Below are 25,222 nucleotides of genomic sequence, written 5' to 3' on the forward strand. Positions count from 1 at the left end.
CTTGCAAAATGAACTTTTTCTGGTAGCTTCAAACCGGCGTTATATTAAAGCTAAACATGGTGCCGACCGAAAGAAGAGAACACGCCAGAAGGCGAGGAGGCTGTCCAATGAAGAGTCACGTTTGGCGACCGCTCTACGTGGTGCTGCTGGTCGTCGGTACCGTGTTGCTGGTGCGCAAGGTCCTGGTGCCCGCCGACTTCGGCATCGGCAGCCGCGGCTACATGTACGGCTGGCACCGTCCCAGCAACGAGGCCGAGTGGCAGAAGGTGACCGTTAAGTACCGGACCGCCGAGTACTGCAAGGATTGTCACGCCGACAAGTACCAGGAGATCAAGCAATCTCCCCATGCCGCCATCAGCTGCGAAAACTGTCACGGCCCCGCGCTGAAGCACCCCGACGATCCCCGGTCCCTCACCATCGACCGCAGCCGCGAACTCTGCGCCCGCTGCCACTTCCGGCTGGAGTACCCGACCAGCGGCCGGGGCAAGATCCGCGGGATCGATCCGAAGACCCACAACCCGGGACTTGAGTGCGTCACCTGCCACTGGCCCCACGACCCGCGCAAGCAGGGGCACACCAAGAAAAGCGCCGCGGCTTCGGGCCTGCCGGGGCGGCCAGCATCGATCGGGCACAAGGGGGGCGGCCATGATATCGCGTAGGAACTTCTGCAAAAAGTCGCTCCTGGTGGCCGGCGGTCTCGCCATTCTGCTCTCGGCACTCGAGCTTTTCGACCCCCGCCGCCTCGAGGCCGAAAAGGGGGACGGCAAGAAGGTGCGCTGGGTCTTTCTGGTGGATACCCACAAGTGCGTGGGGTGCGGCTTCTGCGTCAAGGCGTGCAAGATCGAGAACGAGGTCCCCTACGACGCCAACGTGACCCGGACCTGGGTGGAACGCTACGTGGTCACCAAGGACGGCAAGACGCACATCGACTCCCCCAAGGGGGCGCGCGACGGCTTCGAGGACACCCGGATCGACATCGGCGAAGGGAAATTCCAGGAGATCAAGAACGAGGAGATCAGCAAGGCGTTCTTCGTCCCGAAGCTCTGCAACCAGTGCGACAATCCCCCCTGCGTCCAGGTCTGCCCGGTGGGCGCCACCTACCAGACCGCGGACGGCGTGGTGCTGGTGGATCGGAAGTGGTGCATCGGCTGCGGCTACTGCGTGATGGGGTGCCCCTACGGGGTGCGCTTCTTCCACCCGGTGTACCACGTCGCCGAGAAGTGCAACTTCTGCTACCACCGGATCTCCCAGGGGATGCAGACCGCCTGCGTGGACGCCTGCCCCTTCGGTGCCCGCAAGGTCGGCAACATCCGTGATCCCCAAGACCCGGTCACCAAGGTGATCACCACCGATCGGGTCAACGTCCTCAAGGAGGAGTACGGGACCACGCCGCAGGTCTTCTACCTTGGGCTCACCAAGGAGGTGAAATAGCCATGGTGCACGGAGAAGCCTGGACCCTCAAGGAGTTTTTCACCTACCCCAACGAGTACATCTACTGGACCATCCAGATCGTCATGTACCCGTTCATGACCGGCCTCGTCGCCGGGGCTTTCGTACTCTCCTCGCTGTACCACGTCTTCGGCGTGACGCAGCTCAAGGGGATCGCCCGCTTCTCGCTGGTGTTCTCCTTCGCCCTCTTGCCGGTCGCCATGCTCCCCCTGATGCTGCACCTGCAGCAGCCGCAGCGCGGCATCGAGGTGATGATGACGCCGCACTTCACCAGCGCCATCGCCGCCTTCGGCATCGTCTTCTCCACCTACGGGATGATCGTCGCCTCCGAGCTCTGGTTCGTCTACCGCAAGCACTTCGTGGAGAGCGCGCTCAGGCTGAGGGCCATCCCCCAGCGCAGCGTTCCCGAAAACCTCTGGCACCTGCTCTACTCGGCGCTCACCCTGGGGGCGACCGACATCAGCCACGAGGCGCTCGAGGCGGACGAGCGGGCGGTGAAAAAGCTCGCCGCGGCGGGAATTCCGGTCGCCTGCTTCCTGCACGGCTACGCCGGCTTCATCTTCGGCTCGGTGAAGGCGAACGCCCTCTGGATGACGCCGCTTATGCCGGTCATCTTCATCTGTTCGGCGGTCGTCTCCGGGATCGCCCTGTGCATCCTCACCTACATCCTCACCATGGAGATCAGGAAGGTCCTGGCCGCGCGCCGGCGCCGCGAGTATCTGGAACTCCCCTCTACCGAGGAGCTCAAAAGCGCGGAGCTGCACGTGGTGACCATGACCACCAAGTACCTGGTGATGTTCCTGGTGGCGGCGATCACCCTCGAGCTTCTCGACCTCATCTTCCGCGGCTACACGGCGATGAAGTCCTGGGACATCTTAAGGAGCGTCATCTACGAGCGCGACTTCGTGAACATCTTCGTGATCCAGTACGGCCTGGGGAACCTGGTGCCGTTCATCATCTTCCTCACCCCCGGGCTCACCATCCGGCGCGCGCTTTTGGGGACCTCCCTGGTCCTTCTGGGGGTCTTCATGATGCGCTGGAACGTGGTCATCGGCGGGCAGGCCTTCTCCTCGTCGCTCTCGGGCTTCATGCACTACGTCCTCCCCATCTGGCCCGACAGCATGGAGACCGCCAAGGAGGGGCTCGTGGGTGCGCTCACCGTCGCGGTGGTCCCCTTCTGCCTGTTTTACCTGCTCAACAAGGTGATGCCGGTCTTCAAGGACACCCACTGAACCGACGGTTCCCGATAGCCGAAATAAAAAAGGCCTCCCCTGTCACCGGGGGAGGCCTTTTTATTGTTCGGGAGACACCAGGAGTTTAGGAGCTGTAACCGAACTCCTTGAGCATCCGGCTGTTCTCGCTCCACTCGCCGCTTACCCGCACGAAGAGCTCGAGGAAGACCTTGGTGTCCAAAAGCCGCTCGATTTCCTGGCGCGACTGCATGCCGATGCGCTTGAGCATGTCGCCGCGCTTGCCGATGATGATCCCCTTCTGCGAGTCGCGCTCCACGTTCACCGTCGCCTGGATAGCCACCAGTCCGTCCGGCCGCTCCTTGAAGCTGTCCACCACCACGGCTACCGAGTAAGGTACCTCGTCGCGGGTCATCCGGAAGATCTTCTCGCGGATGATCTCGGCCACGATGAAGCGCTCGGGGAGATCGGTCAGGATATCATCGGGGAAGTAGCAGGGGCCTTCCGGAAGCAGGCCATGCACCAGTTCCACCACTTGCTCAACGCCATCGCCGGTCTGCGCGGAGATGGGGATGATCTCTTTGAAGGGATAGACATCGCCGTAGGCCAGCAGGCGCTCCAGGAGGTCCGATTTGGGGAACAGGTCGATCTTGTTCAAAACCAGGATGACCGGCGCCTCGACACCGGAGAGCACCTCCTTGATCATCCCGGTCTCCTTGGCGGGATCGGCCGCGCCGTCCACCAGGTAGAGGATGACGTCGACCCACTGCACCGCCGAGAGGGCCTCCTCGACCATGAACTTGTTGAGCCGGGACTTGGCGCGATGGATGCCGGGGGTGTCGATGAAGACAATTTGCCCGCCGGGGACGTTGTGGATCCCCTGGATCCGGTTCCTGGTGGTCTGCGGCTTATCCGAGGTGATGACGATTTTCTCGCCCAGGATCTTGTTCAAGAGGGTCGACTTGCCGACGTTGGGCCGGCCGACGATCGCTACGAACCCGGAGCGGAATGCTGCTTGTGACATGGGTATCTCCTAGAATCTTCTGCGTGCTTGCTACGTTTCACCATACGGGAAAAGCAGCGGGATGAAAAGTCCTCTTTACGTGCTCTCCCCGGCAGCGCGGGCCCGGCGTCGCCTTTTGAGGCCGACGCGGCAGCGCTCACCTCACCCGGTTACCGATCGGCAAGGGACCGGAAACGCTCGCCGTGGGGGCCTTCCAGCACGATGACATCTCTTCCCAGGGTGTCGTCCTCACGAACCTTGAGGATCCGGACCTCAAAGCGTTCCGCAAGCCGCCTCAGGTTGCAGCGGCGCTGTCCGACCAGGTCCGAGGTCCGCCCCGGAGCGGCCCGGAAACCGACCTCGCTCCCCGGCGTGGCTCCCTCCAACAAGCTGGCCATCACCTCGAAGCAGATTTCCGACTCGACCAGTTGCCCGAAGGCGGGATGAAAGGGACCCGCGAGGATCACGCCGGGTGTCTCGAGTTCTTCCGTCGGCTGCAGGCCGAGGCGGACCACCGGCACGCCGGCCTGCCGCGCCAGCTTGAGCAGCTCCTTGCACCAGGTTACCGCCTCACCAAGGGCAAGCGGCCGGTAGCGCCCATGACGATAGAGCTCGGCAAGCTCGGTCCCTGCGACCACGACCGTCGGATAGATCCTCAGGAAGGACGGCTTATCCTGCAGCACCCGCTTCAGCGAGGCAACGGAGCGTTCCAGGGTGTCGCCGGGAAGCCCCGGCATGAGCTGCACGCCGACTCTGAAACCGAGCTCCTTGAGGGTTGCCAGCGCCTGTTCGCTGTCCCGGCCACCGTGGCCGCGCCCCGCCAGACGGAGCACCTCGTCGTTCATCGACTGGACTCCAAGTTCCACGGTGCCAACCCCCATGCGCTTTAACAGGGATCCTGCAGCGTGATCGACAGCGTCTGGCCTGGTGGAAATCCGGAGCGAGGTAACAGTGCCGCCAGCGAGATACGGCTGCACCGCGCCGAGGAGCTTGAGCTGGACTTCCTCAGGCAGTGCGGTGAAGCTCCCGCCGTAAAAAGCGACCTCGAGCTGGCGGCCGGGTGCGCTGGCTCGGAACTCTTCAATCTTGTCCAGGATCGCCTGGGTGTCGGGGAGAGCTGTCCGGCTGCCGGAAATCTTCTCCTGGTCGCAGAAGATGCAGCGATGCGGACAGCCCAGGTGGGAGATGAAAAAGGGGACGACAACCGGCCTCAAGGAGTCCCCTCGAGCCGTTGCCAGGCTTCCTTGGCGGCCGCCTGTTCCGCTTCCTTCTTGCTGCGCCCGGCACCCTCGCCCATCAGCTCGTCGCCCAGGTAGATCTCCACGGTGAAGTGGCGGTCGTGGTCAGGACCGGTTACCTGCTTTAGCTGGTAGCGCGGGAGAACGCCGCGCACGTTGCGGGCACGCTCCTGCAGTGCCGTTTTAAAGTCCCGGCCGGCGAGCGCTGAGCCGGAAACCAGCTGCGCACCGAACTGTTCGAGCACCACCCGCCTGACCGCCTCGATGCCGCCGTCGAGATAGAGCGCCGCGAGGAGTGCCTCGAAGGCGTCGGCCAGCAGGGACCTTTTTTCCCGCCCGCCCCCTTTTTCCTCGCCGCGCCCCAGGCGCAAAGCGGCACCGAGGTCGAGGGTCGCGGCAATGCGGGCGAGGCTCACCTCGTCCACCAAGGAGGCGCGGATCCGGGTGAGTTCTCCTTCGCGGCTGGCCGGGAACTGGACCATGAGCATCTCGGAGAGCAGGAAGTCGAGCACCGCGTCGCCGAAGAACTCCAGGCGCTGGTTGTCCTTGCCGCCACCAGCCTCATTGGCATAGGTGCGGTGCGTCAATGCCTCTTCCAGCAGTTCCTTGTTGGCAAAGGTATAGCCGAGAGCTTTTTCTATGCGACTGAGTCTATCGTGGTCGAGATCCATAGAGCCTTCCGATGGGTGAAAGTCCAAACACTATAGCCAATGCACTGCTCCATGGCAATAGCCAAGGCTGCGGTGTGAGTATATGTCGCTCATACAGTGGCGACAGCGGGATAAAACGCACTAAAACAGTCAGTTGGCCGTTTTACGAGCTTCGCGACCTGGCGTGGCTGCTCTACCTGTATGGAAGAGCCAAACGCAAGCTGGCAGATCGCCGCGCTCCCCGCAGCACCGTCGGACAACCTTACGTATTTATGGTCTTATTTTATCGGGTACAGGCGACATGCTCTGGCATGCTACCTGCTAATGGAATATCAGGAATGAAATGCAGCGTTGCAGGAGGGGTGTCATGAGAGCCATTACCTTAGGAGTTGCTATCGCAGCAATGACAACGACAGCGGTTACCGCCAATGGTGCGTTGCAGAATGGGCCGGGTGGAATGCTGAACTGGCTGGCCTTGGGCCTGTGCGCCGCGGTGCTGGTCGGGCAGACCCTGCCGGCCATCAGGATGATGCTGAACTATCCCAATATCACCAACCGCCCGAGCACAGCCGACCCGCGCTAAGGCAGCGCCCCACAAGTTGTCCAAACAACCGTCCAGGTGGCCGTTCAAGTGGGCGTTCTGGTGGCCGTTCTGGTGGCCGTCCAAGTGGCAGTCCAAGGGACCGTTCAAGCGGCCGTCTGAGTATGCCTGCCAGCCTGTCTGCAGCTTCAGCGTTTATGGCTACGACAGGTGTCGATTACCCCCCTCCGCACAGAGCTCATTACCATCAGAATTATCATGCCCCGGCGTGCGCCTCACGTTCACTAACTGAACGTGGGTTTTTTGGTTTGTAAGGCGCGTGGCGGGTTTGCTTTGATGGTTTATTTTGTGTGGAAAGTGGGGGAAGGCAGAAGGGGCACTACAACCGTCACCCGACGCCGGGCCGGTAGGCGGCCCGAGCGACGGTGTCTGGTTGCAACAGCTGAAGGGTGAGGGTTGTGGTTATTTCCCGCTGCGCGAGGATTCGGAAACCTGCTGCCGGCGGGCCGCACGTCCCAGGGCGAGCCGGATGCGGAATATCGGCAGCAACTGCCCCACGACGATCATCGCGCAGAACCCGAGGAACAGCCAGATCGCGAAGTCACTCCCTTGCTGGGCGGTACTTGCAGCGCGGCGCGGAATGGCATCGGTGCAGAGCACCAAGGCGAGCAAACCGACCATCCACGGGAGCAGTTGCACCAACTGCGGGCGCACCTTTTCGTGATGCGCCGCAGCAGGAAGCAGATAGTGGCCACGACTGCGCCTGGCGTCGGCGGCCTGCTTCTCGAAGGCGCAGGCGACCGCTTGGCCCAGTTCCGCGGCCTCGCACTCCGAAGCAGGCTTCAAGGCGTGGTAGAAGATCCCCTCCTGCCTGACTTGCCGTTCCTGATCCAGGGTTACCTCGTCACAGACCATGATGATCTGCAACTGCCGGTTGCACTTTTTAAGGAGCCGAACCAACTCCGGCGAAGGGACCTCGCTGCCGAACGCACTTCCCAGCAGAAGGACCGGCGCCCGGCGCTCCCGAACGCTGCGCAGGACTTGATCGGCGGAGGCGGTTGCCTCGACGCGGTACCCTGCCCTTCTGAAGAAGACGGCGATGGTACCGCAGTAGTCGAGATCTCTGTCAGCGATGATGATGGTTTTCTCGTCCATAACCCACCTCAAACACTTCTCTTGCTGGCGAGCCAACGTCTAGTGAGCGTGCTCCGCTTCGCGGTTCGCATTTCTCTTGAAAATCATGCCGTAGATGCCTTTGAACATGGCGCCCAGCAGCATGAGCCCGGGAACGACCTGCAGTACGATCACGGCACCAATGAACAGGATGAAAAGTTTCGCGCTGGAGCCCCCTGCCTCTGAGACGTCGGCAACACCCGAGATGGCAAAGGCGCCCGCTACGACTACTGCTACGATGAACCAACTTGCGATCTTGCCGGCGGTTTTGCTGGATTTCGCTTTCATGGTTTCCCTCCCTGACGCTAGTATTTGGATGCCGAATCGTTCTCTTGACCTGGTAGTAGCATCAACCGTGCCCGATTTCACCCAAGAGCGTAAGGCACTGTTTCTTCGTCGGTTTCAGACTCTTCAAGGCGACAGTCCCGGCACTGAGGTTCCCCAGGAAGTATGTTTTCCCAATACACCCCCACGATGCGGCTGCCGGCCGGCAACGCCGTCTATTGGCTAAGAGGCCTAAAATACGGTAATTTTTTCGCGTTACAGAACTGTATATACACGATGTACGTTCGGTCGGGGGCGCTGCATGAAACACCAGGGACGGGAAATATGGGTGAGTTTGCGCAGCTCTGTCAAAGGGTACATCGTCATTTGAACTAATGGCAGGGGATCTTGAACAAGCGTCTGAACCTAAACAATACAAATCCTGAACTTGGTTGCTTTGCCGCAGCACAAAGATATGATGTAAAAAGATAATGCCCTGGTTTTGCCAGTTAAGAGGCTGCCGATGAGCATTCCGGTCTTTCAAATTGATCTGCTACAGAGTGAGCACCCTCAAAGGCTCGAAAGCGACCTTGAGAAAGTGGCACTCTCTGAGTCTGTGACACCCCCTCAAGCTGGATGTCCAGCCTGGGTTCAAGACATCTGGGTGTAAAGGAGAGACAACATGCATCCTACCTATCGAGTTCTCAATCTTCCGGTTGCGCTGGCGCTGGTCGGGGCGTTGTCTGGCTGCGCCCACTACGAAGTGAACAACGGACACGGCAACATCCCCGGCTACTACATCCATTCCGAAATGCAGGACGCGGACCGCGCGGTGGAATCCGCCCGCCAAGCCGGGAAAGATCAGGCGTGCCCGGCCGATTTCAAAGCCGCCGAGGCCGCCAAGGACAAGGCCTACGACGTCTACCGCGCCTGCCACACCGAGGAAGGGATCGCCCTTGCCAAAGAGGCCACGGCCAAGGCCAACGCGCTCTGTCCGCCGCAACCGGCCAAGGCCGCCGAGGCTCCCCCGGCGCCCCCTGCCGCAGCTGCTGTCGAGACGCCCCTTGAACCGGTACCCGCCAGTGAGCCGACCCCCGAACGTTTCAAGTACTGCGTGTCCCTCAACATGGAGTTTGACATCGGCAGCGCCGAGGTCCGCCCCCAATACCGCGATGAAATAGGGAAGGTCGGGGAATTCATGAAGAAGTATCCGACCACCACCGCCGTCATCGAAGGGTATACCGACGAGGTCGGCTCCGACGAGGTCAACATGCAACTCTCCCAGCAGCGCGCCAAGAGCGTCGTGAAGTACCTCGAGGAGAATTTCGGCATCGAACCTTCCCGGCTTTCCGCCAAAGGGTACGGCAAGAGCCGGCCCATCGCCGCCAACAGCAACGACACCGGACGGCAGAAAAACCGCCGCATCGACGCAGTCATCGACTGTGCCTTCGACGTCCAGGAGGTTACCGCACCTCCGGATCGGCTCTGTATCGCCCTCAACGTGGAATTCGCCACGGACAGCGCCGAGATCAGACCTCGCTACTTCGAGCGCATCGATAAGGTCGGCGAGTACCTGAAGAAGTATCCGACCACCACCGCTGTCATAGAGGGGCACACCGACGGGACCGGCGACCTGGGGCACAACATGAAACTCTCCCGGCAGCGCGCCGAGAGCGTCGTACACTACCTGGAGACCAAGTTCGGCATCCAGGGCGACCGGCTCTCCGCCAAGGGTTACGGCCCGACGCGGCGCATCGCCTACGACAGCACCGCGGAAGGACGGCAGAAAAACCGCAGGATCAACGCCATCATCGACTGCGTGGTGAGATGAGACTGGTAACATCCCTCTGAACTGGCAGGCGCACCTCTCACGCGGGGTGCGCCTGCCACCGTCTGTTGTACCCCACCCACTTCGCTGCAGGGACCACCCGAGGTTTCAGAACAAACCGCCGGCTTTTCTTGAATGAACCTAGCGAGGTTCACCTGCACGCGCCGCTCACTGCCAGGACCTGAGACAGTTTCATTTTCCGCCTCGCACATACCCCTCAAAGCTCAGTCGTGACGCGGCCTGGGGACCATTAAAATGTTGCATATTTACCCCCCCTCCCCTATAATTCGGTGATTTTATAAAAAGGTTAGAACAAGGGCATCGGCATGTTCATTACATTTGAAGGCGTCGAAGGGTGCGGCAAGACCACCCAGCTAAGACTCTTGAAGGAGCGCCTTCAGGCACGGGGGCACCGGGTGACGGCGACCCGTGAGCCAGGTGGCTGCCCGATTGCCGACCAGATGCGTGCCATTCTCCTGGACGCCCAAAACAGCGCGATCACCCCGCTTGCGGAGTTGCTGCTCTACGCCGCGGCCCGCGCCCAGCACGTTCAGGAGGTGATCGTTCCGGCACTCGAGCGCGGCGAGGTGGTACTCTGCGACCGCTTCACCGACGCGACCGTGGCCTACCAGGGGCACGGCAGGGAGCTGGATCTCGCCACCATCGAACAGTTGAACCGGCTCGCCACCGGCGGGCTGGAGCCGCAGCTTACCCTGCTCATCGATTGCCCCGTCGAAACCGGCCTATCGCGAGCCAGGGCGCGCATCGAGGCCGCCACCGGTGCTCGAGAAGAGAGATTCGAACTGGAGAGCATCCTCTTTCACGAACGCGTGCGCCAGGGATACCTGGGCCGTGCCGCCGCAGCGCCGCAGCGCTTCCTGGTGATCGACGGCTCGGGCGACGTCGCGGCGACCGAAGAACGCGTGCTCGCTGCCCTGTCCGGCAAGTTATCTGTGCTTGGGGAGGCTGTCTCGGTGCCGCAACAGGCGGAACGGTAATGCCCTTTTCAGAGATCATCGGCCAAGACCGTGCAATCGGCGTATTGCGCCGCTCCATCGCCATGCAGCGGGTGGCGCATGCCTATCTCTTCTCCGGCATCGAGGGGTGCGGCAAGCGCAAGACGGCGCTTGCCTTCGTACAGGCGGTCTTCTGCGGCCGGGACGAAGCCTGCGGAACCTGTTCCTCGTGCCGGAAACTGGCCAGCGGACAGCATCCCGACCTGCACATCCTGGAACCCGACGGCGCGTTCATCAAGATCGACCAGGTGCGCGAGCTGCAGAAGGAGCTCTCCTACCGGCCCTTCGAGGCGCCTAAGAAGGCCTGCATCATCGACGGCGCCGAAAAGCTGAACGCCTCGTCGGGAAATGCACTCCTGAAAACCCTGGAGGAGCCGCCGGGAAATGCGCTGATGATCCTGATCGCCCCGGAGCGCTCCGCGGTGCTGCAGACCATCCTGTCCCGCTGCCAGTCCCTGGCCTTCCAGCCGCTGTCGGCCGAGCTCATCGAGGAGCGACTGGTGCGCGACGGCTTTGCCGGCGAGGCCGCGCGCGTCGCGGCGACCCTGTGCGGCGGCAGCCTGAGCCGCGGCCTGGAGATCGCCGCCGACGGGGTACTCGAGGGGCGTGCAGCCTTCCTCACCCGGATCACCTCGCTCTCGCTGAAAGACGTGGGGGCGCTCTTCGCGGCCGCCGAGGAGTTCGCCGCCAACAAGGACGGGCTGCCGGAACTCCTCGAACTGCTGCTGTCGTTTCTGCGCGACATACTGATCTACCGCAGCACCCCTGAGTCCCTGGTGAACAGCGATCTCGCCCCCCTGGTTGCCAAGGAATCGGCACGGCGCAGCGACAGCCAGATCATGGAACTCATCGAACAGCTGATGGCGATGCGCCACATGTTCGTTCGCAACGTAAACGCGAGGCTGGCGCTGGAAGTCTTCTTCATGCGCTTTTGCACCTTGCGCCTGGCCTAGTCAGCACGCAGTGCTGTCCCCTCCCCTTGCGGCGTCGAGTGGGGTGGCGAAACGACAGAATCGGCGCCGGCATCGTGATAACGTCGGGGCTCTTCCCGACAACCCGCAGCACACGACCCCACGGATCGAGGCTCCACGCACCTTCCCCTCGACAGATCCGTCTCAGTAATCGGAGGCATGTTTGGCAAGAATAGTACGGATACAGTTCAGCACCGCCGGTAAACTCTATGACTTCACGGTCGGCAAAGTCGAGCCGAAACCGGGTGACAAGGTCATCGTCGAAACCGAGCGTGGCAAAAGCATAGGTCACGTCGTCGCCGGCCCCATCGAGGTGGACGACTCGCTGTTGCCGGAGGGGACCAAGCCGGTACAGCGCATGGCAGAGCAGTCCGACCTGGCCATCCAGGCCGCGAACGTGCTCAAGGAGCGCGAGGCACACAAGTTCTGCCTGAGCCGCATCAAAGAACGCGGCATGGACATGAAACTCGTCAAGGTGGAGTACCTCTTTGACGGGAGCAAGGCGATCTTCTACTTCACCGCCGACGGCCGCGTCGACTTCCGCGAACTGGTGAAGGACCTGGCCCACGCCTTCCACACCAGGATCGAGATGCGCCAGATCGGCGTGCGCGACGAGTCGAAGATGGTGGGCGGCATCGGCATCTGCGGCAGGGAACTCTGCTGTTCCTCGTACCTGCGCGAATTCGAGCCGGTCAGCGTGAAGATGGCCAAGGAGCAGAGCCTCGCTCTCAACCCGAGCAAGATCTCCGGCCAGTGCGGCCGGCTTTTGTGCTGCCTCTCCTACGAGTTCGAGACCTACTGCAGCCTGAGAAAAGGGCTCCCCAAGTGCGGCAAGCGGGTGCAGTGCGGCTGCGTGGACGGCGAGGTGGTCAAGGTGAACGTCTTGGCCGGCACCGTGACGGTGAAGCAGAACGACGACAGCCTGGTGCAGTTAAACGGTGACCAAATCGCTCCGGAGAACGTAAGCGACCGGATCAAGAAGCCCCAGGGGCAGCCCGGCGACAAGGGCAAAGGGCAGCAGGGCCAGGCCCAGGGCCAGGGGCAGAAAAAGCCGCGTCGCGACCGCCCCCAGGACGTCAAGGAAAGAAAAAAGGAGAAACCACAATGAAACCCGCGTTCTACGTCACCACCCCCATCTACTACGTAAACGACGTCCCGCACATAGGCCACGCCTACACCACGCTCGCGGCCGATGTCCTGGCCCGTTACAAGCGGCTCAAGGGTTTTGACGTCTTCTTTTTGACCGGCACCGACGAACACGGGCAGAAGGTGGAGAAGGCGGCCTACGCCGCAGGCGAGACCCCGCTGGAGCTGGCAGACCGCGTCATGAAGCGCTTCCAGGCCCTGTGGGAGAAGCTCGAGATCTCCAACAACGACTTCATCAGGACCACCCAGGAACGCCACAAGAAGGGGGTCACCGAACTCTTCGAGCGGGTGATGGAGAAGGGTGACATCTACCTGGGCGAGTACGAGGACTGGTACTGCACCCCGTGCGAGACCTTCTGGACCGAGACCCAGCTCATCGACTTCAAGTGCCCGGATTGCAACCGCCCCACCGAGAAGCTCAAGGAGGAGTCCTACTTCTTCAGGATGAGCAAGTACCAGGAGCAACTGCTCGCGCACATCGAGGCGAACCCGGAGTTCATCCAGCCCAAGAGCCGCAGAAACGAGATCATCGCCTTCGTGAAAGAGGGGCTGAGGGATCTCTCCGTCTCCCGCACCACCTTCCAGTGGGGGATTCCGGTTCCCGGCAACGACAAACACGTGGTCTACGTCTGGTTCGATGCGCTCACCAACTACATCACCGCGCTCGGCTACCCGGACGAGGCGGGGAACTTCGGCAAGTACTGGCCCTGCGACGTGCACCTGATCGGCAAGGACATCCTGCGCTTCCACACCGTCTACTGGCCGACCTTCCTGATGGCGGCCGGTCTCCCCATCCCGAAGCGGGTCTTCGCCCACGGCTGGTGGACCGTCGAGGGGCAGAAGATGTCCAAGAGCCTGCAGAACGTGGTCGAGCCGAACATGCTGATCGACAAGTACGGCGTGGACGCGGTGCGCTACTTCCTGTTGCGCGAGGTCCCCTTCGGGCTCGACGGCGACTTCTCGCATCAGGCGCTCATCCACCGCATCAACTCCGACCTGGCGAACGACCTGGGGAACCTTTTGAACCGCTCCACCGCGATGCTCGGCAAGTACTTCGGCGGCGTGCTGCAGGCGCCGGGCGAGGAGACCGAGCTGGATAAAAACTACCGCGAGAAGACCGTGGCCCTGCTGGAGCAGGTCGAGAAGCACATCGAGGATCTCGCCTTCAGCCGCACCCTCCAGGCGATCTGGGAGGTGATCTCGGCCGGCAACAAGTACATCGACGAGACCGCGCCGTGGACGCTTGCCAAGGACCCGGCCCAGAAGGAGCGGCTGGGAACCGTCATGTACTACATGCTGGAGTCGCAGAGGATCGTCTACCTGCTGCTCTCCGCCTTCATGCCGAAGACCGCGGAGAAGGGGCTTGGCTACCTGGGCTGGACCCAGGTGGACGACGCCGCACTTGCCTGGGGCGGGCTCAAGCCCGGCAGCAGCATCGCGAAGGCCGAGGCGCTCTTCCCGCGCATCGAGGAGAAGGCGGAGTAGCCCAAGGTCCGAACGTGGCAATGAAAAAGGGGACGCTCGCAGGAGCGTCCCCTTTTTTGGTGGTTCGGAATGGGGGAATAGGGGCCGCTGTTTTCTCCTCCTCAGCTCCCGCCGGGGAGCGGTCGCAGCTCTCCGGGCGCCAGCATGAAGAAGAAGCGGAACCCGCAGTACTTGTAGAACTCCGTGAAGAGGAGCTTGAAGCTGCCACCGTGAATCCACCAGTCTTCCTTGAGGTTGCGGGAATCGACCGGATGCGGATAGATGGCGATGTCCTTGGCAAGCGCGTTTCTGAAAATAAGCGTGGCCCGCTTCATGTGGTAGCGCGAGGTGATGAGCGAAATGGAGGTCACCTTGTGCCTGGTGATCAGATCGCGGGCGTAGATGGCGTTCTCCAGGGTGTTGCGGGAGACGTTCTCCAGGTAGACCTGGTCCGGCTTGGTGCCGCGGTAGAGTTCCCCCTTTTTGACCAGCGGATCCACCCCGATGAGGAGTAGCAGGCGCCCCTGCCCCTCCTTGTACATCTTGATCCCCTCCTCCACCCGTCCACGCCCGCCGGCGAGCACCACGATGGCATCGGTGTGCACCTCGCGCGGGGTAACGGAGAAGGTTTTATAGACGAAATCGACAAAGAGCACGCTCAAGACGAGGAGCGTGACGATCAGCAACGAGAAGAGACCTTTTATCAAACCCATGATTGCACCGTTAAATCCATCACCACCGGTATTTTTTACTTGCACCTGGTGGTTTCATCTGCTATAAGTGACGACTTCAGTAAACACCGGAGGGTAGAAAGAAATGTCCAGAATATGCGAGATTTGCGGTAAGGGCCCTAGCTTCGGGAATAACGTCAGCCACGCTAACAACAAAACCAGCAAAATCTGGCGCCCGAACCTGCAGAAGATCAAGGCCGTGAGGAACGGTACCGTCAGGAGCATCAAGGTCTGCACCCGCTGCATCCGCTCCGGACACGTAACCAAAGCCCTCTAGGATCTGACCCTCTGCAAAGAATCTAAAGCCGCTCGCGCCTCAAGGCGCAGCGGCTTTATTTTTGTCCGGAGCGGGCTTGCCCTAAAGCCTATCGGCAAAGGGCGGTCACCTCGATCTCGACCAGCGCGGCGCGCGGCAGCCCCTTGACCTCGACGGTGACCCGCGCCGGCGGGTTCTCCGGGAAGAAGCGCCCGTAGATGGCGTTCACGGTGGCGAAGTCCCCCATGTTGGCCAAGTAGATGACGCTCTTCACCACGTCGCCGAACCCCAGGCCGGAAGCCTCCAGAAGTGCCCCGATGTTCTTCATGACCAGCTCGGTCTCCGCACTGACTCCACCGCCGCACATCTCGCCGGTCGCCGGATCGAGCGCAATGGCGCCGGAAAGGAACAGGAAGCCTCCCGCCTTCACGCCCTGCGAATAAGGCCCGATCGCCTTGGGTGCCTGCTCGGTGCTGATGATCTCCTTGCTCATGGTTCCTCCTCAAAATAATGCGGGTTCCGGACCCGTGAGATTATCAACGTACGAAATCTTTTTGTAGCTACTACCCGCTTCAGGCGACTCACGCCGACTCACCCTAGCTCTTCAGCCTTTCCACCTTCAATACGCCGCGCACCTTGTTGATCGAGGCGAAGACCCGCTTCAGGTGATCCAGGTCGGTCACGTCCACCTCGAAGAGGTTCTCGCCGCGCTTGTCCATAGTGCTCTGGATGGAGGCGCTGGAGATGTTCGCCTCGCTGTTGGTGATGGCCGTGGCGATGTGCGCCAGAATCCCCTTCTCGTCGTTGCAGATGACCCGGATCTTGACCGGCAGCGCGCTCTTCCGGCCCCGGTTCCAGGCCACCTCGATGCGGCGCTCCGGTTCGAGGGCAGCCGCGAAGGGGCAGTCGGCGGTGTGTACCGTGACGCCGCGGCCGCGGGTGATGAAGCCGGTGATCTCGTCGCCGGGCAGCGGATTGCAGCACTTGCCGAAGCGGACCAGCACGTCCTCCACACCGTCGATCTGGATCGCGCTGGAGGACTTCCCCTTCAGCTTGTCGATCACCTTCCCGATGCGGGTTTCCTTGCGTTCCTGGGCCGCCTCCAGCTTCTCGGCCGGCACCAGTTTGCCCAGGATCTGGTTCGCCGAGAGCTTACCGTACCCAACCGAGGCCATCAGGTCGTCCTCGGCCTGGAAGCCGAACTCGACGGCCACCCGCTTCATCTCGCCCGTCTTTTGCAGCTTGGCGTAGTTAAGCGAATAGCGGCGGAACTCCTTCTCGCAGATCTCGCGCCCCAGCTGGATGCTCTTTATGCGCTCCTCGGTCTTCACCCAGGCCCGGATCTTGTTGCGCGCCCGGGAGCTCTTGACGATCTTCAGCCAGTCCTTACTGGGGGTGTGGTGCGGCGAGGTGATTACCTCGACGATGTCGCCGGTCTTAAGCTCGTACTTGAGCGGGACCAGCTTGCCGTTCACCTTGGCCCCCACGCAGCGGTGCCCGACGTCGGTGTGCACCGAGTAGGCGAAGTCGATGGGGGTGGACCCCTTGGGGAACCCCTTCACGTCCCCTTTCGGGGTGAAGATGAAGACGTCTTCGGGGAAGAGTTCCACGCGCACCGTGTCCATGAACTCCTTGGAGTCGGCGAGCTCCTGCTGCCACTCGAGAAGCTGCCTGAGCCAGGTGAAGCGCTTCACTTCCTTCTCGTCGTACCCCTTCCCTTCCTTGTACTTCCAGTGCGCCGCGATCCCCGCCTCGGCCACGCGGTGCATCTCCGAGGTGCGGATCTGCACCTCCATCCGCTCGCCCAAAGGCCCGATCACCGTGGTGTGCAGCGACTGGTACATGTTCCCCTTGGGCATGGCGATGTAGTCCTTGAAGCGCCCGGGGATCGGCTTCCAGGTGGAGTGAATGATCCCCAAGACCTCGTAGCACTCGCGCACGTCCTCGACGGTAACCCTGATGGCGATCAGGTCGTAGATCTCGTCGATGTCCACGTTGCGGCTTTGCATCTTGCGGTAGATGGAGTAGAGGTGCTTGCTTCGCCCGGATACCTCCCCCTTGATGCCGTGTTCGGAGAGCTGGTTCTTGATGATCTCCTTGACGCTCGCCACGTAGCTCTCGCGCTCCTGCTTCTTCTTGGCCACCTTGCCGGCCAGGTCGTAGTAGAGCTGCGGCTCCAGGTAGCGGAAGGAGAGGTCCTCGAGCTCCCCCTTCACCCAGGAGATCCCCAAACGGTTGGCGATCGGGGCGTAGATGTCAAGGGTCTCGCGGGCGATGGCGCGCTGCTTCGCCTCGGGCTGGTACTGCAGGGTGCGCATGTTGTGCAGCCGGTCGGCAAGCTTCACCAGGATGACCCGGATGTCGTTTGCCATGGCGAGGAGCATCTTTCTGAAGTTCTCGGCCTGGCTCTCTTCCTTGGTCTTGAAGTGGATCTTGCCGATCTTGGTGACGCCGTCCACCAGGCGCGCCACCTCGCCCCCGAACATCTCGGCGAGTTCCTGGTGCGTGGTCAGGGTGTCCTCGACGGTGTCGTGCAAGAGACCGGTGACCACGGCCGGGATGTCCAGGCGCAGGTCGGCCAGGATCCCTGCGACCTCCATGGGGTGGATCAGGTACGGCTCTCCGGAGAGCCTGGTCTGCCCCTGGTGCACCTTGGCGCAGAAGACGTAAGCCTTTCTGATCAGATCGAGGTCGGCACCCGGATTGTACGAGGCGACCTTCTCAAGTATGTCGTTGAGTCGTATCATCGAATCTTGACGTCCCGGTAAGCAAAAGGGCCAACGGCGGGACCTTCCCCCAAAAAGCCGTCAGCCCCTTAAGTCGAGCGAAACAAAAAGGGGAGACGCGCTCCCCTTCTTAACTAACGACCTTTCTTGCCAATTTCACAGCCGATCTTGCCGGCGGCGATCTCCCTTAGGGAAACCACCACGTTCTTGTTGGCACCGCGGTTGTCGATGAGCGGACGGGCGCCCTTGAACAGCTGCTTGACCCTCTTGCTGGCCAGCATGACGAGGAGAAAGCGGTTATCCACTTTTTCCAGACAATCTTCTACGGTAACCCTTGCCATAGTAACACCTCTTTGTCGTGGTATCGTGTCGTTTTTTCTAGATATTGAACTGCGCCGAGAGCCCCTGGATGACCCTGAAGGCCCGGCACTGTTCGGCGACCAGTACGCTTTTCAGCTGTTCCAGCGCCACGGGAAACTCGTCGTTGACGATGATGTAGTCGTACCAGCGCGATTCCTTGATCTCGCCCGCGGCATTCTGGATGCGGCGCTCGATCACCTCTGCGGTATCGGAGGAGCGGCCGTTCAGACGCCGCCTGAGCTCTGCGATGGAGGGGGGCAGGATGAAGATATAGACGCCTCCGTCGAAGCGTCCCTTCAGCTGCTGGGCTCCCTGGCAGTCGATGTCCAGGATCAGGTCGATCCCCTGGGAGCGGCATTCCTTGAGGGTGGCGAGCGATGTGCCGTAGAGGTTGCCATGAACTTCGGCCCACTCTGCGAATTCCCCGGCCTCAATCATCCGGGAAAATTCCTCCTTACCCACAAAAAAATAATCACGACCAGGCACCTCTCCGGCTCTGGGGGCGCGCGTCGTGTAGCTGACAGAATGCCGCAACTCCGGGAATTTGTCAATAATTTCCTTGCAGAGCGTGGTCTTGCCGGCACCGGAGGGGGCCGAGATGACAAAGAGCACTCCTTCGCGTTTCATGGTTCCCTCCATTTTTGCTACTCGACGTTTTGCACCTGTTCGCGGATCTTCTCGAGCTCGCCCTTAAGCTCCACCACGCAGGCGGCGATCTCGGCGTCGTTCGCCTTGGATCCGATGGTGTTCACCTCGCGGTTGATCTCCTGCAGGAGGAAGTCGAGCTTGCGCCCCACCGGTTCGCTGCGCTCCAGGGTCTCGTCGAACTGGCGCAGGTGGCTCTCCAGGCGGACCAGTTCCTCAGTGATGTCACACTTATCGGCCAAAAGCGCCACTTCTAGAGCGACCCGGTCCTCCGGGAGGCCGCTTTCCTGGGTGAGCGCCTGGATGCGTTCCTTGAGCTTCGCCGCGTATTCGGCCACCACCGACGGTGCGCGCTTTTCCACCCGGGCGATCAGCTCGGCAAGCGTCTCGCGGCGTTTTCTGAAGTCCGCCCTAAGCGACTCCCCTTCGAAGCTGCGCATCTGGTCCACCCGGGCAAGTCCCGCCTCGAGCGCCTCGACCAGTTCCGCCGGGATCTCCTCGATGGCCGCTTCGGCCTCGGCACTCACCGTGATGACGTCGCGCTGAGAGGCGATGAGGGCGAGATCAACCTCCTCCTCGAGCCCCAGCGCCTCGCGGATGCTGGTGAGGGCGCGGTGGTAGCCGCGCGCCAGCGGCAGGTTCGCAGTGGGAACCCCGGCTTGGGCGGCCGACTCGAGCTGGATGAAGACATCGATCTTGCCGCGGTTCAGCTTCTCGGCGACCCGCTTCTTGATCTCGTTTTCAAACGGCATCAGCACGCGCGGCAGCTTCACCGAAATCTCGCCGTAGCGATGGTTCACGCAGCGCAGCTCCACGACGATACGCCCTCCGGCGTACGCCGCCTCACCCTTGCCGTAACCGGTCATGCTCTTGATCATCATATCCTCCAGGGCGAGCGCCCCTAGCGTTTAGCCTCGAAAAGTTTCTTTTCCCAGCGCCAGGCGTCCTGGACGATGGTGGTGAGATCCGCGTAACGCGGGGTCCAGTCCAAAAGGGTGCGGATCCGGTCGGCGCCGGCCACCAGGTTGGGCGGGTCGCCGGGACGGCGCGGCCCCTCCAGTACCTTGAAGTCCACCCCGCTCACCTGCTTCACCACCTCGATCACCTCGCGGACGCTGCTCCCCTTGCCGTACCCCACGTTGATGGTGCTGGAAGTCCCCCCCCCGGAAAGGTAGTCGAGCGCCCTCAGGTGCGCCGAGGCGAGGTCCTCGATGTGGATGTAGTCGCGGATCCCGGTGCCGTCGGGGGTGTGGTAATCGGTGCCGAAGATGGAGACCGCGTCGCGCATCCCGAGGGCAGCCTGGCAGCAGACCTTGATGAGGTGGGTGGCGTCCGGGGTACGCTGCCCCATGCGGGCCTTCGGGTCGGCGCCGGCCACGTTGAAGTAGCGCAGGGCGACATACGAGAAGCCGTGGGCAAAAGCGGCATCGCGCAGCATCCACTCGCTCATCAGTTTCGAGGTGCCGTAGGGGTTGATGGGAACGGTCGGCGTCGTCTCGGAGGCCTCGCCCCCTTCCGGGATGCCGTAGACTGCGGCGGTCGAGGAGAAGATGAAGCGCTCCACCTGGTGCTCGACGCAGGCCTGCAGGAGGTTCAGGGTGTTGCGGGTGTTGTTGCCGTAGTACTTAAGCGGCAGGTGCACCGATTCCGGGGCCACGATGGCCGCGGCGAAGTGGAGCACGCTCTTGCACCCGGTCTCCTTGAGCACCCGGTCCAGGTGTTCCCGGTCCGCGAGATCCCCCACGATCAGGCGCTCGCCGTGAATCAGGGCATCCGCCGAGCCCGTGGAGAGGTTGTCGAACACCACAACCTGGTGCCCCGCTTCGGAAAGCTGCCGCACCACGTGACTGCCAATGTAACCGGCACCTCCGGTCACCAGTATTGCTCCCATCGGGTCCTCCTCGTTCGTTGCAGTGGCAAGCGCGATAAAAACGAAACAAGGGCCTAGCCTTTGGACTAAACCCTCGAGTCTGGCAGAGCGTGCCGGCAGGGGTCCCCATCAGGAACCACAGCCTTGCCGGGTGGCTGCTGCAAACCGGCCCGTCGTACAGGATCTGGCTCCCGCAGGACAAGCATTAGTTCGACATATATAGCACTTGGCCCCGCTCCATGCAACAGCTAATCTGTTTCGAATCCGGCACACAGTGGGTGCGTCGACAGCTGGATGAGCGAAGTCGCCTCATGGTAGATACTTATTGGGTGGGGGAATCAGTTCCTGGTGCGTCTGTCGTTACTCCAGGCCATGCGCAACTCGTAGGGGAGGCAACTGTTGATGTTCAGTACTTCTGCGGCAAGCACATGACTGTGATAACGGATCGAGAATTCTTCCAGGCGGGTTTTCAGCTGGAACAGCACGTCGAAGCTTTGGTGACGCAGGTACTCCCGGTGCAGGGACATGATCTCGTCAAAGACCCGCTGGGTCTCCGATTCGGTGGGAAGGTCGCTTTCCGCGGCCCTGTCAAAGGCTCCGGAGGGGATGGTAAACCGACCGCGCGCTTCCTCGATGAACGAGTCGAGCGTCTCCGGATCGAAATGGTACTTGCCGCTGCCAATCCCAAAGATGTGTTTCTGCATTTCCCGCCCCTTGAACCATTCAATTGAATACTCAAAGCAAATGTGACACGCCGGAGTCTGGAAAAAAGCCTGATACTCTCAGGAGCGTTTGTCACGGAATCTATTGCAGCACCGTCAGTCATAGCAGACCGGTACTGACAGTGTGCAGTCTCTTTAGACCATTCCGTACCATGCTAAAAGACATATCGGTGTGTGGTGTTGCAGACTTTAATAATTATTGTTGGCTCCCTCAGCCGTTCCCGTCCCGGACGCAAAAAGGCCGCGTCCCCTGCGGGAGGCGGCCTTGAGGTGTCGTTAGGGAGCGGTCACAACGCTAAGCCGCCCCAGGAGTCGCTCCAAACTCGGTTAAGCCGTCCGGTGAGGTGGCAGCGCCGCTTCCCCTCGGGGCTCCCGCCAGGCAGACGAGAGGGGGTTGACAGCCTGCCGGGCAATAGTTATAGTACGTTAATAAAAATTTTCTGGAGGAACTGCGCAGTGAGCAAGGTAAATCCCTTCGACTTGGCCTACGAACAGTACCGACTTCTCAAAGAAAAACTGACCGCGACCGGCGACCCCAAGGAAAAAAATCAACTCTTCAAAAGGCTTCTCAACCTGCTGGCGGTAATGGAGTTCCTCACCTCACTCAACAAGGTCCCCTGAACATAACGAGAGCCGCCCCCCAAAAAGGCCTGCACCTGCAGGCTATATTTTTGGCGCCGTAAGGTCGAGCCGGCTCAGCAATTCCCGCAGCGCCCCGAGCGTGTAGGGCTTCTGCATGAACCCCGCCAGGCGCCGCCCGGGAAACTTGCCGGCCACCTCCTGCTCGGTGAAACCGCTGGAGAGCACCACCCGCACGCCGGGATCGAGGCGGATCAGCTCCCGGAAGGTCTCCTCGCCGTTCAGGTTTGGCATGGTGAGGTCCATGAGCACCAGCGAGATCTCGTCCCGGCGCTCCTGGTAGCGTTTGAGCGCCTCCGCCCCGTCTTCCGCGCAGATCACCGCAAAGCCCAGGGCGCGCAGCAGTTCACGCCCCACCTCGCGCACCGCTTTCTCGTCGTCCACCAAAAGAACCGTTCCGCTGCCGCGCCAGGCCTGCGAGGTCTCGACTTTGCTCGTCTCGCAGCTTGTCTGCCTGCTGGCCGGCAGGTAGATCCGGAAGCAGGTCCCCCGCCCGGGCTCGCTCTCAACCGAGATGGCACCCTTGTGGCCGCGCACGATGCCCAAAATGGCGGCCATCCCGAGGCCGCGCCCGGTGAACTTCGTGGTGAAGAACGGCTCGAAGATCCGGGCAAGTGTATCGGCATCCATGCCGCAACCGGTATCGCGGACCTCCAGGAAATCGTAGAACCCCGGCGGTAGGTCGTCGTTGAGCCAGGTGCTGGCCAGCAAGCTCCGGTCGCACTCCAGGCAGCCGGTCCGGATGGTGATGTCACCGCTTTGCTCTCCGATCGCCTCCGTGGCATTGATGGCGAGGTTCATCACGATCTGGCGCAGCTGGGTGGCATCTGCCACCAGGCACGGGATCCCCTCGTCGAGCTCGAAGTGAAGGGTCACCTTCTTGCTGAGCGAAACCTCGAGCATCGCAGTCATATCCTGCACCAGCCGGTTCAGGTCGACGGCCTGCAGTACGAAGTGCCCCTTGCCTGAGTAGGCGAGCATCTGGCGGGCCAGGTCGGCAGCCTTGTCCGAGGCGTGCTCGATCTGCTCAAGGTGGTACTGCGCCGGAGAGTCGGGGGGGAGCCGGTGCAGGGCGAGGCTTGCGTTCCCCATGATGGCCAAAAGGATGTTGTTGAAGTCGTGGGCGATCCCCCCCGCCAGCACCCCCAGGCTCTCCAGCTTCTGCACGTGGAGCATCTGCTGCTCCATCCTGAGCCGCTTCTCCTCGGCGCTTTTCAGCTCGCTGAGGTCGGTCACCGTGCCGACCATGGTAACCACCCCTCCCCCTCCGCTAACCACGCGCCGCGCCGTGAGGTAGCCCCAGAACGGGGAGCCGTCGGCGCGGCGGTAGTGGCGCTCGGTACTCAGGCATTCGGTTGCGCCGCTAAAGAGCTGCCTCAGGTTCTCCGTGGCGGGTTCCACCTGGTCCGCGCCGATCAGGGCGCGGTAGTCGCTCCCCAGCAGCTGTTCTGGGGCAAGCCCCAGCATCTCGGCCATGCGCGGGTTGGCGAACCGGACCACCCCCTGGTCGTCGAGCTGGATGATTCCCGCCTGGGTCACCTCGAACAGCACCCGCAGGGTCCGCTCGCTCTCCTTGAGCGCCTCCGCCGCCTGCTGCTGTTCGAGCCTCGCCTGGTGCAGATCCTCCTCCACCAGTTTGCGCTCGGTGATGTCGCGGATGCTGCTCAGGCACGCCGGGCGGCCCCGGTAGTCGATGATGCGCGCCGTCACCTCGACCAGGCGGCGCTCGCCGTTCTTTAAGAGGTGTTCCGATTCGAAGACGGCGCTGCCGGCGCTGAAGATCTGCTCCAGCCGCTTGAGTGCAGGGAACTCCCTGTTGCTGCTGAAGTCGGCGAGGTTCAGTTCGAGCAGCTCCTCGCGGCTTGAGCCGTACCAGCGCCAGGCGGTCTCGTTGGCGTCGAGGATCTTCCCCCCGCGGTCGAGAACCAGTACCGAGTCGCTTACGCAGTTCAAGAGTTCGGCCCGCACGGCGAGTTCCTGCTCGTGAAGTTTCTGCACGGTGATGTCCCGGTTCGAGATCCGGCGCCCCTGGTAGTTTCCGGCCGAAAAGACCGGACGGCAGGCATGGTGGATCCAGCGCAGGGTACCGTCGCGGGCGATGATCCGGAACTCGTGGGTGCCCGCGCACTCCTTGGGTTGCAGACGGCTTTGCCGGACATGATGCACATAGGCCTCCCGGTCCTCGGGGTGCACCAGTCGCGCCAAGAGATCCGGATCCGCCAGGAAGGCGTCGGGAGGGTGACCGGTGTGTTCCTCACACGACGGGGAGAGGTACCTAAGCTCCCCCGAGGCGTCGATCCAGTACTCCCAGTCCTGGGTCCAGTCGCAGATGGTCCGGAACTTCTCCTCGCTGGCGCGCAGTCTCTCCTCGTAACGGGTCCGCTTCCGGGAGCTGGCACCAATACCGACGGTCCCGGCGAACCAGAGGGCGAGGTAGCCGGCCACGAGGTCGTTGCGGGTTTGGGCCTCGGAGGCGAGGTAGGGAGCGAGCGGGATGGCGATGGTGATGCCGCCGCGCACCTCGCCGGTCCGGTACCCCTGAACACCGTGACAGGTGAGACAGGGAGGGAGCGTGGTGAAGCGCGAGATGTAGCGCAGATAAGGCTGGCCGTTGATGCTGGAGAGCTGGGTGCGTTCGGTCGCACCCTTGCGGATGAAGGCCTCGATTGCCTCCCGTTCCCAGGGATCGGGTGCATTGGCGGGGTTGAGCGGCCGGTCGCTGACCAGCTTACTGATCACCGGGGTGGCCGAGGAGTGCCGGATCGCCTCGAACACCATCCGGGTCATGTAGGCGGGGTTTACCAGGGTGAGCTCTTGACCGTCCTCGGTGCGCAGGTCGCGGCGCGGCGTGGTCAGGTAGGGGTTGGGGGCCACCTTGTCGGCCGGGGCGTAGACACCGCCCAGCCGCGCCGCCCACCCGCGGTAGAACTGGTTCAAAAGGAAGTAGTTGCGCGCCTCGCTCTCGGCCTCTTTCAGGGTGTCCTGGTGGTGGAAGTAGAGCGTCGTCAGAGTGAGCGACACCATGAACGCGGTCCAGGCGGCGATGTAGCCGACCCCGTAACGGGAGAGCGACGCGGAGAGCCTCGTGATGCGGGATGTTTTCCCGGCCTGGGCGGCCGATGGCGAAGGGGGCAACTGAGCACCTCGATTCCGTGGTAAGGATCGGCTGTGACATACCACGTATCGGGTCGCGAGTGAATATCTTTTAGCATTTTGTGGTGATTGGGACCGCCTCCCTGAGTTGGTCGTTAATACATTAACGAGCCCTTACCATAGAAACGGCTATTGGATCAGCAACCGAGGTCATCCTAGAAACCGACGGCCTTCCCCTTTTTTTTCC

Annotated in this window: 25 protein-coding genes; 11 read left to right on the plus strand and 14 right to left on the minus strand. The window is 62.0% G+C overall.

What is annotated here, in order from left to right:
• Positions 1-107: 107 nt before the first annotated feature.
• Genes GMST_RS12390 through nrfD form a run of 3 tightly spaced genes read left to right on the plus strand, consistent with a single transcriptional unit; the run spans position 108 to position 2,681 of the window.
• Positions 108-659: a cytochrome c3 family protein gene (locus tag GMST_RS12390; protein WP_246399522.1), complete on the plus strand. Its 552-nt coding sequence runs from the start codon at positions 108-110 to the stop codon at positions 657-659.
• A complete protein-coding gene (locus GMST_RS12395; RefSeq protein ID WP_183354978.1) occupies positions 646-1,431 on the plus strand; it encodes a 4Fe-4S dicluster domain-containing protein in 786 nt (261 codons plus the stop codon). Before GMST_RS12390 ends, GMST_RS12395 begins: the two co-directional genes overlap by 14 nt.
• A gap of 2 nt (positions 1,432-1,433) precedes the next feature.
• Positions 1,434-2,681 carry an NrfD/PsrC family molybdoenzyme membrane anchor subunit gene (nrfD, locus tag GMST_RS12400; protein ID WP_183354979.1) on the plus strand — a complete coding sequence of 416 codons (1,248 nt, stop codon included), beginning with the start codon at positions 1,434-1,436 and terminating at the stop codon, positions 2,679-2,681.
• A gap of 85 nt (positions 2,682-2,766) precedes the next feature.
• Here the strand turns inward: nrfD and era are convergent, their stop codons facing one another.
• From era to rnc, 3 genes are all read right to left on the minus strand, one after another.
• Positions 2,767-3,663 (minus strand): GTPase Era, encoded by an 897-nt coding sequence (gene era, locus GMST_RS12405; protein WP_183354980.1) that lies wholly within the window; start codon positions 3,661-3,663, stop codon positions 2,767-2,769.
• Between the two features lie 149 nt (positions 3,664-3,812).
• The gene (locus GMST_RS12410; RefSeq protein ID WP_183354981.1) at positions 3,813-4,856 is read right to left on the minus strand and encodes an elongator complex protein 3; all 1,044 of its coding nucleotides are present in this window, start codon (positions 4,854-4,856) and stop codon (positions 3,813-3,815) included.
• On the minus strand, positions 4,853-5,551 hold the full coding sequence (gene rnc / locus GMST_RS12415; RefSeq protein WP_183354982.1) for a ribonuclease III: 699 nt from the start codon (positions 5,549-5,551) through the stop codon (positions 4,853-4,855). The genes GMST_RS12410 and rnc overlap by 4 nt, the downstream gene beginning before the upstream one ends.
• A 346-nt stretch (positions 5,552-5,897) precedes the next feature.
• Between rnc and GMST_RS12420 the strand changes: the two genes are divergently transcribed.
• Positions 5,898-6,113: a hypothetical protein gene (locus tag GMST_RS12420; RefSeq protein ID WP_183354983.1), complete on the plus strand. Its 216-nt coding sequence runs from the start codon at positions 5,898-5,900 to the stop codon at positions 6,111-6,113.
• Between the two features lie 420 nt (positions 6,114-6,533).
• Here GMST_RS12420 and GMST_RS12425 read toward each other — a convergent pair whose 3' ends face one another.
• Both GMST_RS12425 and GMST_RS12430 read right to left on the minus strand, forming a co-directional pair.
• Entirely contained in the window at positions 6,534-7,226 is a 693-nt protein-coding gene (locus GMST_RS12425; protein ID WP_183354984.1) for a DNA-binding transcriptional response regulator, read from the minus strand.
• Between the two features lie 39 nt (positions 7,227-7,265).
• Positions 7,266-7,532 carry a hypothetical protein gene (locus tag GMST_RS12430; RefSeq protein ID WP_183354985.1) on the minus strand — a complete coding sequence of 89 codons (267 nt, stop codon included), beginning with the start codon at positions 7,530-7,532 and terminating at the stop codon, positions 7,266-7,268.
• 658 nt (positions 7,533-8,190) lie between these two features.
• On the opposite strand from GMST_RS12430, the gene GMST_RS12435 reads away from it, so the two are divergent.
• The 5 genes from GMST_RS12435 to metG all read left to right on the plus strand — a co-directional run bounded on the left by GMST_RS12435 (position 8,191) and on the right by metG (position 13,954).
• Positions 8,191-9,339: an OmpA family protein gene (locus tag GMST_RS12435; RefSeq protein ID WP_183354986.1), complete on the plus strand. Its 1,149-nt coding sequence runs from the start codon at positions 8,191-8,193 to the stop codon at positions 9,337-9,339.
• Between the two features lie 317 nt (positions 9,340-9,656).
• On the plus strand, positions 9,657-10,334 hold the full coding sequence (tmk, locus tag GMST_RS12440; RefSeq protein ID WP_183355125.1) for a dTMP kinase: 678 nt from the start codon (positions 9,657-9,659) through the stop codon (positions 10,332-10,334).
• Positions 10,334-11,305, plus strand: coding sequence for a DNA polymerase III subunit delta' (holB, locus tag GMST_RS12445; RefSeq protein WP_183354987.1), 972 nt, complete (start codon positions 10,334-10,336; stop codon positions 11,303-11,305). Before tmk ends, holB begins: the two co-directional genes overlap by 1 nt.
• A 181-nt stretch (positions 11,306-11,486) precedes the next feature.
• Positions 11,487-12,431, plus strand: coding sequence for a PSP1 domain-containing protein (locus GMST_RS12450; protein WP_183354988.1), 945 nt, complete (start codon positions 11,487-11,489; stop codon positions 12,429-12,431).
• Positions 12,428-13,954 carry a methionine--tRNA ligase gene (gene metG / locus GMST_RS12455; protein WP_183354989.1) on the plus strand — a complete coding sequence of 509 codons (1,527 nt, stop codon included), beginning with the start codon at positions 12,428-12,430 and terminating at the stop codon, positions 13,952-13,954. Before GMST_RS12450 ends, metG begins: the two co-directional genes overlap by 4 nt.
• Positions 13,955-14,055: 101 nt before the next feature.
• On the opposite strand, the gene GMST_RS12460 is transcribed toward metG, so the two are convergent.
• Positions 14,056-14,646, minus strand: a complete 591-nt coding sequence (locus tag GMST_RS12460; protein WP_183354990.1) for a YdcF family protein — start codon at positions 14,644-14,646, stop codon at positions 14,056-14,058.
• Positions 14,647-14,749: 103 nt separating this feature from the next.
• Here GMST_RS12460 and rpmB point away from each other — a divergent pair, with 103 nt between their 5' ends.
• Complete coding sequence (gene rpmB / locus GMST_RS12465) at positions 14,750-14,941, plus strand: 50S ribosomal protein L28 (RefSeq protein ID WP_183354991.1); 192 nt, start codon at positions 14,750-14,752, stop codon at positions 14,939-14,941.
• Between the two features lie 88 nt (positions 14,942-15,029).
• Here the strand turns inward: rpmB and GMST_RS12470 are convergent, their stop codons facing one another.
• The 7 genes from GMST_RS12470 to GMST_RS12500 form a co-directional block, all read right to left on the minus strand.
• On the minus strand, positions 15,030-15,413 hold the full coding sequence (locus GMST_RS12470; protein WP_183354992.1) for a RidA family protein: 384 nt from the start codon (positions 15,411-15,413) through the stop codon (positions 15,030-15,032).
• Between the two features lie 103 nt (positions 15,414-15,516).
• A complete protein-coding gene (locus tag GMST_RS12475) occupies positions 15,517-17,667 on the minus strand; it encodes a RelA/SpoT family protein (RefSeq protein WP_183354993.1) in 2,151 nt (716 codons plus the stop codon).
• A 113-nt stretch (positions 17,668-17,780) separates the two neighbouring features.
• Positions 17,781-17,987 (minus strand): DNA-directed RNA polymerase subunit omega, encoded by a 207-nt coding sequence (gene rpoZ / locus GMST_RS12480; protein ID WP_012531643.1) that lies wholly within the window; start codon positions 17,985-17,987, stop codon positions 17,781-17,783.
• A 37-nt stretch (positions 17,988-18,024) separates the two neighbouring features.
• Positions 18,025-18,633 carry a guanylate kinase gene (gmk, locus tag GMST_RS12485; RefSeq protein WP_183354994.1) on the minus strand — a complete coding sequence of 203 codons (609 nt, stop codon included), beginning with the start codon at positions 18,631-18,633 and terminating at the stop codon, positions 18,025-18,027.
• A gap of 17 nt (positions 18,634-18,650) precedes the next feature.
• Positions 18,651-19,529: a YicC/YloC family endoribonuclease gene (locus GMST_RS12490; RefSeq protein WP_183354995.1), complete on the minus strand. Its 879-nt coding sequence runs from the start codon at positions 19,527-19,529 to the stop codon at positions 18,651-18,653.
• Between the two features lie 23 nt (positions 19,530-19,552).
• A complete protein-coding gene (gene galE, locus GMST_RS12495; RefSeq protein ID WP_183354996.1) occupies positions 19,553-20,542 on the minus strand; it encodes a UDP-glucose 4-epimerase GalE in 990 nt (329 codons plus the stop codon).
• A gap of 317 nt (positions 20,543-20,859) precedes the next feature.
• Positions 20,860-21,225 (minus strand): hypothetical protein, encoded by a 366-nt coding sequence (locus tag GMST_RS12500; protein WP_183354997.1) that lies wholly within the window; start codon positions 21,223-21,225, stop codon positions 20,860-20,862.
• Positions 21,226-21,699: 474 nt separating this feature from the next.
• Between GMST_RS12500 and GMST_RS12505 the strand changes: the two genes are divergently transcribed.
• Positions 21,700-21,864: a hypothetical protein gene (locus tag GMST_RS12505; RefSeq protein ID WP_183354998.1), complete on the plus strand. Its 165-nt coding sequence runs from the start codon at positions 21,700-21,702 to the stop codon at positions 21,862-21,864.
• A gap of 42 nt (positions 21,865-21,906) precedes the next feature.
• Here GMST_RS12505 and GMST_RS12510 read toward each other — a convergent pair whose 3' ends face one another.
• Positions 21,907-25,017, minus strand: coding sequence for a hybrid sensor histidine kinase/response regulator (locus GMST_RS12510; RefSeq protein WP_246399525.1), 3,111 nt, complete (start codon positions 25,015-25,017; stop codon positions 21,907-21,909).
• Positions 25,018-25,222 lie beyond the last annotated feature (205 nt).

It is taken from the genome of Geomonas silvestris (assembly GCF_014193515.1).
GTDB classification, from domain to species: domain Bacteria; phylum Desulfobacterota; class Desulfuromonadia; order Geobacterales; family Geobacteraceae; genus Geomonas; species Geomonas silvestris.

Coding starts and splice junctions, on each gene's coding strand:
- era (WP_183354980.1), bottom strand. CDS start 3,663: ATGTCACAAGCAGCATTCCGCTCCGGGTTCGTAGCGATCGTCGGCCGG.
- gmk (WP_183354994.1), bottom strand. CDS start 18,633: ATGAAACGCGAAGGAGTGCTCTTTGTCATCTCGGCCCCCTCCGGTGCC.
- GMST_RS12420 (WP_183354983.1), top strand. CDS start 5,898: ATGAGAGCCATTACCTTAGGAGTTGCTATCGCAGCAATGACAACGACA.
- GMST_RS12390 (WP_246399522.1), top strand. CDS start 108: ATGAAGAGTCACGTTTGGCGACCGCTCTACGTGGTGCTGCTGGTCGTC.
- GMST_RS12435 (WP_183354986.1), top strand. CDS start 8,191: ATGCATCCTACCTATCGAGTTCTCAATCTTCCGGTTGCGCTGGCGCTG.
- GMST_RS12425 (WP_183354984.1), bottom strand. CDS start 7,226: ATGGACGAGAAAACCATCATCATCGCTGACAGAGATCTCGACTACTGC.
- GMST_RS12430 (WP_183354985.1), bottom strand. CDS start 7,532: ATGAAAGCGAAATCCAGCAAAACCGCCGGCAAGATCGCAAGTTGGTTC.
- GMST_RS12490 (WP_183354995.1), bottom strand. CDS start 19,529: ATGATCAAGAGCATGACCGGTTACGGCAAGGGTGAGGCGGCGTACGCC.
- holB (WP_183354987.1), top strand. CDS start 10,334: ATGCCCTTTTCAGAGATCATCGGCCAAGACCGTGCAATCGGCGTATTG.
- nrfD (WP_183354979.1), top strand. CDS start 1,434: ATGGTGCACGGAGAAGCCTGGACCCTCAAGGAGTTTTTCACCTACCCC.
- galE (WP_183354996.1), bottom strand. CDS start 20,542: ATGGGAGCAATACTGGTGACCGGAGGTGCCGGTTACATTGGCAGTCAC.
- rpoZ (WP_012531643.1), bottom strand. CDS start 17,987: ATGGCAAGGGTTACCGTAGAAGATTGTCTGGAAAAAGTGGATAACCGC.
- metG (WP_183354989.1), top strand. CDS start 12,428: ATGAAACCCGCGTTCTACGTCACCACCCCCATCTACTACGTAAACGAC.
- rnc (WP_183354982.1), bottom strand. CDS start 5,551: ATGGATCTCGACCACGATAGACTCAGTCGCATAGAAAAAGCTCTCGGC.
- rpmB (WP_183354991.1), top strand. CDS start 14,750: ATGTCCAGAATATGCGAGATTTGCGGTAAGGGCCCTAGCTTCGGGAAT.
- GMST_RS12395 (WP_183354978.1), top strand. CDS start 646: ATGATATCGCGTAGGAACTTCTGCAAAAAGTCGCTCCTGGTGGCCGGC.
- GMST_RS12470 (WP_183354992.1), bottom strand. CDS start 15,413: ATGAGCAAGGAGATCATCAGCACCGAGCAGGCACCCAAGGCGATCGGG.
- GMST_RS12475 (WP_183354993.1), bottom strand. CDS start 17,667: ATGATACGACTCAACGACATACTTGAGAAGGTCGCCTCGTACAATCCG.
- GMST_RS12460 (WP_183354990.1), bottom strand. CDS start 14,646: ATGGGTTTGATAAAAGGTCTCTTCTCGTTGCTGATCGTCACGCTCCTC.
- GMST_RS12500 (WP_183354997.1), bottom strand. CDS start 21,225: ATGCAGAAACACATCTTTGGGATTGGCAGCGGCAAGTACCATTTCGAT.